Source organism: Marseilla massiliensis (assembly GCF_016899855.1).
In the GTDB taxonomy this organism is placed as follows: Bacteria; Bacteroidota; Bacteroidia; order Bacteroidales; family Bacteroidaceae; genus Prevotella.
Window position 1 is genome coordinate 1 of record NZ_JACJJG010000094.1, and the last position, 10,151, is coordinate 10,151.

Consider the following 10,151-nt stretch of genomic DNA (forward strand, 5'->3'; position numbering starts at 1 on the left):
TTTTCTTAACTCTTAATTCTTAACTCTTAATTGCCCCTACGGGGCTAAGTTTCACGTGAAACATTATCTTTGAAAAGCCCTTTAAACAAAGCACTTACGCGTCATGACTAAAGAAGAAAACGAGAAGCGGCTGGCCCGCCTGAAGGCCATCGTGAGCAACATGCCCACGAAGCCGGGCAGCTATCAGTACTACGACGAGCACGGCACGATAATTTATGTCGGCAAGGCGAAGAACTTGAAGAACCGCGTGTCGTCCTATTTCCATAAAGAGGTAGACCGTTTCAAGACGAAAGTGCTGGTAAGCAAAATCCACGACATTACCTATACAGTGGTCAACACCGAGGAAGATGCGTTGCTATTGGAGAACAGTCTTATCAAGAAATACCAGCCGCGGTACAACATTCTGCTCAAGGACGGCAAGACGTATCCCTCAATCTGCGTCACGAAAGAATACCTACCGCGCATATTCAAGACGCGCACCATCAACAAGAAATGGGGCTCGTACTTCGGCCCTTACAGCCATATCGGCTCGATGTACGCCATACTTGAGCTGATAAAGAAGCTCTACAAGCCGCGCACGTGCCGCCAACCTATCACGAAAGAGGGTATAGAACAAGGGAAATACAAGCCCTGCCTGGAGTACCATATACATAATTGCGGCGCTCCGTGCATAGGCAAACAAAGCCTGGAAGACTATCAGGAATGCATAGCCCAGGCGCGGGAGATACTGAAAGGGAACACGCGCGAGCTGCAACGCACACTCTACTCGCGTATGATGAAACTGGCGGAAGAGATGCGTTTCGAGGAGGCCGAGGTGCTGAAACAGCGCTACATGCTGCTTGACAGCTTCTGCGCCAAGAGCGAGGTGGTGAGCCATACCATCACCGACGTCGACGTGTTCAGCGTGACCGACGACGAACGGACGGCCTTCGTGAACTACATGCACGTAATGAACGGCAGTATCAACCAGGCGCAGACGTTCGAAATGAAGAAGAAATTGGGCGAGACGGCGCTCGAAATACTGCAGCTCGCCATCCTGCAGATACGTGAACGGATGGGCAGCACGGCGCGTGAGGTAATCGTTCCATTCGCCGTCGACATGACGCTTGACGGCGTAACGTTCACCGTTCCGCAACGGGGCGACAAGCGCACTCTGCTCGACCTGTCGGAAATGAACGGCAAGCAGTACCGCTTCGACCGCCTGAAACAGGCTGAAAAGCTCAATCCTGAGCAGAAATCAGTGCGCCTGATGAAGGAAATCCAAGCGGCCCTGAAGCTGCCGAAAATGCCTTACCAGATTGAGATGTTCGACAACTCTAACATCCAAGGCAGCGACGCCGTGGCGGCGTGCGTGGTGTTCAAGAAGATGAAACCCAGCAAGAAGGACTACCGCAAGTACATAATAAAAACGGTGGTTGGGCCCGACGACTACGCCTCGATGCAGGAAGTGGTGCGCCGCAGGTACTCACGCATGGTGGAGGAAGGCCAACCCCTGCCCGACCTTATCATAACCGACGGCGGACAAGGGCAGATGAGCGTGGTGCGTAGCGTTGTCGAGGGCGAGCTTCACTTGGACATTCCAATTGCCGGACTTGCCAAGGACGACCGTCACCGCACCAACGAACTGCTGTACGGCGTGCCGCCCGTGGTGGTGGGAATGAAGACCGACAGCGAGCTGTTCCACCTCCTCACGCACATGCAGGACGAGGTCCACCGCTTCGCCATAACCTTCCATCGAGACAAGCGCTCAAAGCACGCGCTGCACTCGGAGCTGGACGACATCCACGGCATAGGCCCCAAGACAAAGGACGCCCTGCTGCAAGCACTCAAGTCGGTAAAGCGCATCAAGGAGGCAGATATCCAGCAACTTACCGACGTTATAGGGCAAGCGAAGGCAAAAATAGTGTGGGAGTATTTCAATAAAAATCAAGAAACGGAAGTAGTTAAAGGTAGTTAGAGTAGTTATAGTAGTTAAAGTCATTACACTTGTTTGCTCAACCGACAAAGCATTTGACTTTAACTACTATAACTACCGATAACTACTTTAACTACTAATAAAATTCTCAAGCATGAAAACAGTAATCCAACGCGTCAGCCGGGCGTCAGTGACAATCGGCGGAGAGGTGAAATCAGAGATTAGCAAAGGGTACATGATACTGCTCGGAGTGGCCGACGGCGACACCGAGGAGGACGTCGACTGGCTGGTGAAAAAGATAGCCGCGCTGCGCGTTTTTGACGACGCCGAGGGCGTAATGAACCTGCCCATAACCGACGTCGGGGGCGAGATTCTCGTGATAAGCCAGTTCACCCTGCTGGCGTCTTACAAGAAAGGCAACCGCCCGTCGTGGATACATGCCGCACGCCACGAGGTGTCCATACCCCTCTACGAGAGCTTCTGCCGCAAGCTGCACGAGTTTACGGGCCTGAAAGTAGGCACGGGCGAGTTCGGCGCAGACATGAAGGTGGAACTGGTAAACGACGGTCCGGTGACCATCTGCATGGACACGAAGCACAAGGAATGAGTTAAGAGTTAAGAATTAAGAGTTAAGAAAATAGCATTTAAGAGCTATAAAAACCCATCAGGCCTATTTGTCCAATAAGGCTTATTCGGCCTATTAATTCCTACAAAAACATGAGCGAAGAGATAACTATCAAAGAGGCGCAACTCATTGTAGACCAATGGATTAGACAATACGGGGTGCGTTATTTCAGCGAACTTACCAACATGGCGTGCCTCACGGAGGAAGTTGGCGAGCTGGCGCGCGTCATCGCCCGCAAGTACGGCGACCAGAGCTTCAAGACGGGCGAACCTACCGACCCGGCAGACGAGATGGCCGACGTGCTGTGGGTGCTGCTCTGCCTGGCCAACCAGACTGGCGTTGACCTTACCGAGGCGCTGAAAAAGAACCTCGAAAAGAAGACAAAACGCGATGCCACAAGGCATATTAATAATGAGAAATTAAGAGTTAAGAATTAAGAATCAAAGGATTATTTTGGCAGTTAAAGAAGTTATAGAAGTTAAAGAAGTTATAGCCATTAGCCCCGCGGGCGCAACCGTCAAGGCATTTGGCTTTAACTTCTAACGAGCAGAGCGAGTGATAATTTCTTTAACTCCTATAACTTCAAAAATTAAAAACTTAAAATTATGGCAACAGTAGAGAACAACAAGCACAACGAACAGGCTCACGAGCACAAGCATGAGCACGAGTTCCCGAAGATGAGCAAGTACGACGAGGCACTCAGCAAGTATAATACCGACCTTGACGACGCTGCCGTCCGCGACGCCGTAAGGAAGATTATCGCCGAGAAAGTGCACGAGAACGATACCCTTGAGGTAAAGAAATTCCTCTTCGGCAGCATTGAACTGACGTCGCTCAAGACCACCGACAGCGACGAGTCGATACTCGCCTTCACGGAGAGGGTAAACCAGTTTGACGCTACCTACCCCGACCTGCCCCACGTGGCGACCATCTGCGTGTACCCGTGTTTTGCCAAGACGGTGAGCGAGTCGCTTGAGGTTGACGGCGTAGAGATAGCCTGCGTTTCGGGCAGTTTTCCTTCGTCACAAGCACTTATCGAGGTAAAGGTAGCAGAGACGGCCCTCGCCGTGAAAGACGGTGCCACGGAGATAGATATCGTAATGCCCGTGGGCAAGTTCCTCAGCGGCGACTACGAGGGCGTGTGCGACGACATCAACGAGCTGAAACAGGCGTGTGGCGACGCCCCGATGAAGGTAATTCTGGAGACGGGTTGCCTGAAAACGGCCTCGAACATCAAGAAGGCGTCAATCCTGGCGATGTATGCCGGCGCCGACTATATCAAGACTTCAACGGGCAAGCTCGAGCCTGCCGCCACGCCTGAGGCAGCATATGTGATGTGCCAGGCCATCAAGGAATACTACGACGAAACGGGCATTCAGATAGGTTTTAAGCCCGCTGGCGGCCTTAACTCGGTGATGGACGCACTTATCTACTACACGATAGTAAAAGAGGTCTTAGGCGAAAAATGGCTGACAAACAAGTGGCTGCGCCTCGGCACCAGCCGACTGGCCAACATGCTGCTGAGCGAAATACTCGGCGAAGAGACTAAATTCTTCTGAAAAAGGCTGGGGAGGATAGGCCTAATTAGCCTGATGGGAAATTAGCCAAATGAGCCTGATAAGCCCAATGTGCCGTGGCTTATTTGGCTAATTGGCCCATCCGGCTTATCATCCCATCAGGCCTATTTGGCTAATCAGGCCTGTCTGCCCCACTCTCTCATCAGGCTTATTGGGCCTATCCGGCCCATTAGTCTTATCTAATACAATCTACTAATTCAAAAAACAATTATACCATGACTAACGACAACCGGCCTTTCATGCCGCAGCGCGGCAACTACCGCAATCTGATAGTCTACCAAAAGGCGAAATGCATTTATGATATTACTTATTATTTTGCCCACAAATTCCTCGAAAAAGGCGACCGCACTATCGACCAGATGATTCAGGCGGCACGCTCGTGCAAGCAGAATATAGCCGAGGGAAGCGCGGCAAGCACCACGTCGAAAGAAACCGAACTGAAGCTGACCAACGTGGCACGGGCGAGCATGCAGGAGCTTCTGGCCGACTATGAGGACTACCTACGTGTGCGCAACCTCACTATATGGGACATCAACTGCGATAAGGCAGCATAGACAAGGGCGGTATGTTCAAGGCACAACGACAGCGCGTATTACCGCAACGCCATAACGACAAGGAGCGACGAGACCATCGCCAACATCGCAATCACTCTTATTCACCAGACCGACGTAATGCTCAGGAAATTCATCGACCGACTGAAACAGGACTTCGTGGAGGGCGGCGGACTGCGCGAAGAGATGTACCGCGCAAGAGTAGAATGGCTGAAAAGAAACGGCAGGAGGCAGTAAGAAGGATTTAGCTGACAACGATAAATTAGACTGATAGGCCTTAGAATAGGCCTAATTGGCCTGATAGGAAATTAGCCCAATGAGCCTGATAAGCCCAATGAGCCATAGCTTATTAGGCCAATCAGGCCCATTGGGCTTATTATCCCATTTGGCTTATTAGGCTCATCAGGCCCATTGGGCCTATCATCCCATTTGGCTAATTAGGCTTATCAGCCCCATTAGCCCCACAAAAGGCCGTCTTTTATAACACGAAATGCCGTCTTTTGCCTTGCAAAAGACGGCATTTCTTAAATCATTGAAAACCAATATCTTATGAAAAATATTCCGTAACTTCACGACACCGCACGGCCGCGGCATTACGCCGTCAGATATTCCTCTTTATCACGAAGTCGAGATAAGCCGTCAGACTGCGCTTCAGCTCCTCGTCACTCACCTCGTCACGGATGAAGCGCTGGGCCTCGTCGTGCAGCTCCTCCATACGCCGCTCGGCGTATTCTATGCCGCCGTGAGCCTTGGTGAAGTCTACAAGACAGGCTATCTCATCTTGGTTTACCGTGCCGTCCTTCACCTTCCGCGCCAGCTTGAACATGCTGTCGTAACCCGCCGAGTTAAGGGCGTAGATTACGGGCAGGGTGAGTTTGCCCTCGGCCATGTCGTTGCCGGTGGGCTTGCCTATCTCGGGCGAGTCGTAATAGTCGAATATGTCGTCGCGAATCTGGAAGATAATGCCCAGCGTCTGGCCGAAGCGCTTGGCCTCGCCCACCCTCTCCTCGGGCATGCCGGCCGATATGGCGCCTATCGCGCAGCACGCCTCGAACAGCGCGGCGGTCTTGCGACTGATGATTTTGTAGTATGTCTCTTCGGAAATTTCGCTCTCTCCGATACTCGTAAGCTGGAGTATCTCGCCGTCGGAAAGCGTGCGGCCGAGCTCGGCCAGATACCTGACTATCAATTCGTTGTGCGTTATCGACACGTGCAGCAGCGCCGTAGAGAGGATATAGTCGCCCACGAGCACCGCCACCTTGTTGTCATACAGGGCGTTGACCGACGCCTGCCCGCGGCGCTCGCGGCTCTCGTCCACCACGTCGTCATGCACGAGCGAGGCCGTATGCAGCAGCTCCAGACCCACCGCGGCGTGCAGCGTGGCGTCGTTCACGGCGCCGTAGTTCCTGGCCATCAGCATTATCAGCATAGGCCGCATGCGCTTGCCCGCGCGGTTGCGGATACGTGCGAAGATTTCCTCCTGAAGCTTGTCCTCATGGGTTAGCGACGAGTTGAACAGACTGATAAACTGCCCAAGCTCGCTCTCAATGGGTTTCTTTATTATCGATAAATAGTCAGTCATGCTACGAAATTTGATACAAAAGTAGTGAATTTATCCGATTAATGACAAAAAATTAGTAACTTTACACGTAAAAACAAGCAAAAACATGGATAAACTTTTCCTTTTGGACGCTTACGCCCTGATATACAGGGCGTATTACGCATTCATAAAGAACCCGAGAATAAACTCCAAGGGCATGAACACGTCGGCAGTGCTGGGCTTCTGCAACACCCTGCACGAGGTGCTCTCGAAGGAGAAGCCGACATACCTCGGCGTGGCTTTCGACCCCCACGGCCCCACCTTCCGCAGCGAGGCTTACGACCAATACAAGGCCCAGCGGGAGGAGACGCCAGAGGACATACGCGCCTCGGTGCCCATAATAAAAGAGGTACTGAAGGCCATGCGCATACCCGTGCTCGAGGCGGAGGGCTTCGAGGCCGACGACGTAATCGGCACCCTGGCCACAAAAGCAGGCGCCGAGGGCATTAAGACGTACATGCTGACGCCCGACAAGGACTACGGCCAGCTCGTCAGAGGCAACGTGGTGATGTACCGCCCGCGCCACGGCGGCGGTTACGAGACGCTCGACGCCGACGGGGTATGCCAGAAGTACGGCATCGAGTCGACGGCACAGGTAATCGACCTGCTCGGCCTTATGGGCGACGCGGCGGACAACATACCGGGCTGTCCGGGCGTAGGCGAGAAGACCGCCGTAAAACTTCTACAGCAGTTCGGGTCGATAGACTCGCTGCTGGAGCGCACCTCCGAACTGAAGGGCGCACTGAAGAAGAAGGTGGAGGAGAACGCCGAGCAAATCAAGTTCTCCAAGTTCCTCGCCACCATCCGCACCGACGTGCCCGTCAGCCTCGACCTCGAGGCGCTGCGCGTGACCGACCCCGACCGTGACGAACTGCGCCGAATCTTCACCGAACTGGAGTTTAAGACGCTCTCGGACAAGTTTCTTAACAATCGTGAAAACATCAAAAATAACGCAAATCAGCAACTCGATTTATTTGCGGAAAACCCGACCGACGGGCAGGTTGACGCCAAAAAATCGAATCTGAGAGCGTTAACTGACACGCCTCATACGTATAAACTCGTTGACACAGAGGAAGATATGCGCCGACTTTGTGACTTTTTCATGACAAAAAGTTTTTTAAGTCTGGACACGGAGACGACTTCAACCAACACAATCGACGCCGAACTCGTTGGTTTGAGCTTCTCTGTCGAGGAAAACGAGGCCTTCTACGTGCCCGTTCCTGCCGATCGTCAACAAGCGCAAAACATTGTTAATATTTTCAAACCAGTCTACGAAAGCCCCTCAATCCTCAAAATCGGGCAGAACATCAAGTACGACATGGAGGTGCTGATGAACTACGGTGTCACGCTCGGCGGCGAGATGTTCGACACGATGATAGCCCACTACCTGCTCCAACCCGAGCTGCGCCACAACATGGACTACATGGCCGAGGTGTACCTCAAATATAAAACCATACACATCGACGAGCTTATCGGCCCCAAGGGCAAGGGTCAGAAGTCGATGCGCGACCTTGACCCTAAGGAGGTATATGAGTATGCCGCCGAGGACGCCGACGTCACCCTGAAGCTGAAAAACATACTCGAGCCGAAACTGAAGGAGGCCGGCGTGTGGCAACTCTTTACAGAAGTGGAAATGCCGTTGGTGCAGGTGCTGGCCGACATGGAGGTGGGCGGCGTGCGCATCGACACCGGTGCGCTGAAAGAAACGTCGGCTATGCTCACCGAACGCATGAACGCCATCGAGAAGGAAATATACCAGCTGGCGGGCGAGGAGTTTAACATCGCCTCGCCGAAACAGGTGGGCGAGATTCTCTTCGGCAAGATGAAAATCGTGGAGAAACCGAAGAAGACCAAGACGGGGCAGTATGTCACGTCGGAAGAAGTGCTCCAGCAACTTAAAGGAAAGAACGAAATAGTAGGCAAGATACTGGAACACAGAGGGTTGAAAAAGCTGCTCGGCACTTACGTAGACGCCCTGCCGAAGCTGATTAACCCACGTACGGGCCACATACACACGTCGTTCAACCAGACCGTAACGGCCACGGGGCGACTCTCGTCGAGCGACCCCAACCTGCAGAACATACCCGTGCGGGGCGAGGACGGCAAGGAGATACGCAAGGCGTTCGTGCCCGAGGAGGGTTGCCTGTTCTTCTCGGCCGACTACTCCCAAATAGAACTGCGCGTAATGGCGCACCTGAGCGGCGACGAAAACATGCAGGAGGCCTTCCGCGAGGGCTACGACATCCACGCCGCTACGGCCGCCAAAATCTACCACGAGACGATGGACAGTGTCACGCGCGACCAGCGAACGAAGGCCAAGCGGGCCAACTTCGGCATCATTTACGGCATTACCGTGTTCGGACTGGCCGAGCGCCTCGACATCAGCCGCACGGAGGCAACGCAGCTGATTGACGGCTACTTCGCCACCTTCCCCAAGGTAGCCGAGTACATGGAACAGGCAAAGGAGACGGCACGCAAACTGGGCTACGCCGAGACCCTGCTCCACCGCCGCCGCTACCTGCCCGACATCACGTCGCACAACGCCACCGTGCGCGGATTTGCCGAGCGCAACGCCATCAACGCACCCATACAAGGCACCGCCGCCGACATAATTAAAATCGCCATGGTGCGTATCCACCGCCGCTTCCGCGACGAGCGCCTGCGCTCGAAAATGATTCTCCAGGTGCACGACGAACTTAACTTCAGCGTCTACCCCGACGAGAAGGAAACCGTCGAACGCATAGTACTCGAGGAGATGCAGGCCGCCTATCCCCTCAGCGTACCCCTCGTGGCCGACTGCGGATGGGGCCAAAACTGGCTGGAGGCGCACTGAAGTTAAGTGAAAAATTGAAAATGAAGAATGAAGAATACATTACAATATAAGTGAAAAACTAAAAGGAAAAAGTGAGAAATCCGGTATCCATTGTCCTCACAAATCCGTATTAAGCCCATCAGGCCTATCGGGCTTATCCCGACCATCCCCTACCCCGCCATAATCATAAAAGCGTCATATTGCGTCGCAATATGACGCATATCGCACACCAAACGGCGTCCCTTCGCGCTGCGAAAGAACGCCGTTTACAATTAATTGAATATCAATTAATTACAACACTTTTAATAAAATAAATATCTATTGTTTAAGTTTCCATTGTTGAGGAGCAGTAATTTGTTTTAAATTTCTTATTTTTGTACTAAGACAAACATCCGAGAAGAAGTAATTATTTACGAATAACCTGTTGTGATTTGCTTTAAAATTCTTATCTTTGCGCTAAGACAAACATCAGCGTGACCTTGGGCAGGCTATTACGCAAGTTGTGATTTGCTTTAAAATTCTTATCTTTGCGCTAAGACAAACATCTAAAAGGTATAATTTATCAGATTTTTTAAAGTTGTGATTTGCTTTAAAATTCTTATCTTTGCGCTAAGACAAACATCTTTTAGCATTTTTGCCGTTTTCATCACAAAGTTGTGATTTGCTTTAAAATTCTTATCTTTGCGCTAAGACAAACATCCTAAAAGACTAAGAGTATGACAGACAGAAGTTGTGATTTGCTTTAAAATTCTTATCTTTGCGCTAAGACAAACATCAAATTGCGTTAAAAGCGTTGATGGTCTTTGGTTGTGATTTGCTTTAAAATTCTTATCTTTGCGCTAAGACAAACATCAAATGGCATTAAAAGCGTTGATGGTTTTAAGTTGTGATTTGCTTTAAAATTCTTATCTTTGCGCTAAGACAAACATCTATGCGCCAACATAACAATCGAGGAAAATGGTTGTGATTTGCTTTAAAATTCTTATCTTTGCGCTAAGACAAACATCTAGGTTGTAGTAAAACCCAAGACAAATATCGTTGTGATTTGCTTTAAAATTCTTATCTTTGCGC

The 10,151-nt window shown here is 51.5% G+C and carries 6 protein-coding genes, 1 pseudogene and 1 CRISPR repeat array; of the genes and pseudogenes, 6 read left to right on the top strand and 1 reads right to left on the bottom strand.

All coding sequences use genetic code 11. The features are described from left to right. Positions 1-103 precede the first annotated feature (103 nt). From uvrC to H6A34_RS11815, 5 genes and pseudogenes are all read left to right on the top strand, one after another. Positions 104-1,957 (top strand): excinuclease ABC subunit UvrC, encoded by a 1,854-nt coding sequence (gene uvrC, locus H6A34_RS11795; RefSeq protein ID WP_205105680.1) that lies wholly within the window; start codon positions 104-106, stop codon positions 1,955-1,957. Between the two features lie 112 nt (positions 1,958-2,069). Then, positions 2,070-2,522 (top strand): D-aminoacyl-tRNA deacylase, encoded by a 453-nt coding sequence (gene dtd, locus H6A34_RS11800; protein WP_205105681.1) that lies wholly within the window; start codon positions 2,070-2,072, stop codon positions 2,520-2,522. A 122-nt stretch (positions 2,523-2,644) separates the two neighbouring features. Further along, positions 2,645-2,977, top strand: coding sequence for a nucleotide pyrophosphohydrolase (locus tag H6A34_RS11805; RefSeq protein WP_205105685.1), 333 nt, complete (start codon positions 2,645-2,647; stop codon positions 2,975-2,977). Positions 2,978-3,217: 240 nt separating this feature from the next. Further along, positions 3,218-4,099 carry a deoxyribose-phosphate aldolase gene (gene deoC / locus H6A34_RS11810; RefSeq protein WP_239480865.1) on the top strand — a complete coding sequence of 294 codons (882 nt, stop codon included), beginning with the start codon at positions 3,218-3,220 and terminating at the stop codon, positions 4,097-4,099. A gap of 233 nt (positions 4,100-4,332) precedes the next feature. Further along, a pseudogene (locus tag H6A34_RS11815) lies at positions 4,333-4,905 on the top strand (four helix bundle suffix domain-containing protein). 364 nt (positions 4,906-5,269) lie between these two features. Here H6A34_RS11815 and H6A34_RS11820 read toward each other — a convergent pair. Next, positions 5,270-6,250, bottom strand: coding sequence for a polyprenyl synthetase family protein (locus H6A34_RS11820; RefSeq protein WP_205105683.1), 981 nt, complete (start codon positions 6,248-6,250; stop codon positions 5,270-5,272). Positions 6,251-6,335: 85 nt separating this feature from the next. Between H6A34_RS11820 and polA the strand changes: the two genes are divergently transcribed. Further along, positions 6,336-9,101, top strand: coding sequence for a DNA polymerase I (gene polA, locus H6A34_RS11825; RefSeq protein ID WP_205105684.1), 2,766 nt, complete (start codon positions 6,336-6,338; stop codon positions 9,099-9,101). A gap of 325 nt (positions 9,102-9,426) precedes the next feature. Continuing rightward, positions 9,427-10,087: a CRISPR direct-repeat array (repeat unit 47 nt; unit sequence GTTGTGATTTGCTTTAAAATTCTTATCTTTGCGCTAAGACAAACATC). The last annotated feature ends 64 nt before the right edge of the window (positions 10,088-10,151 follow it).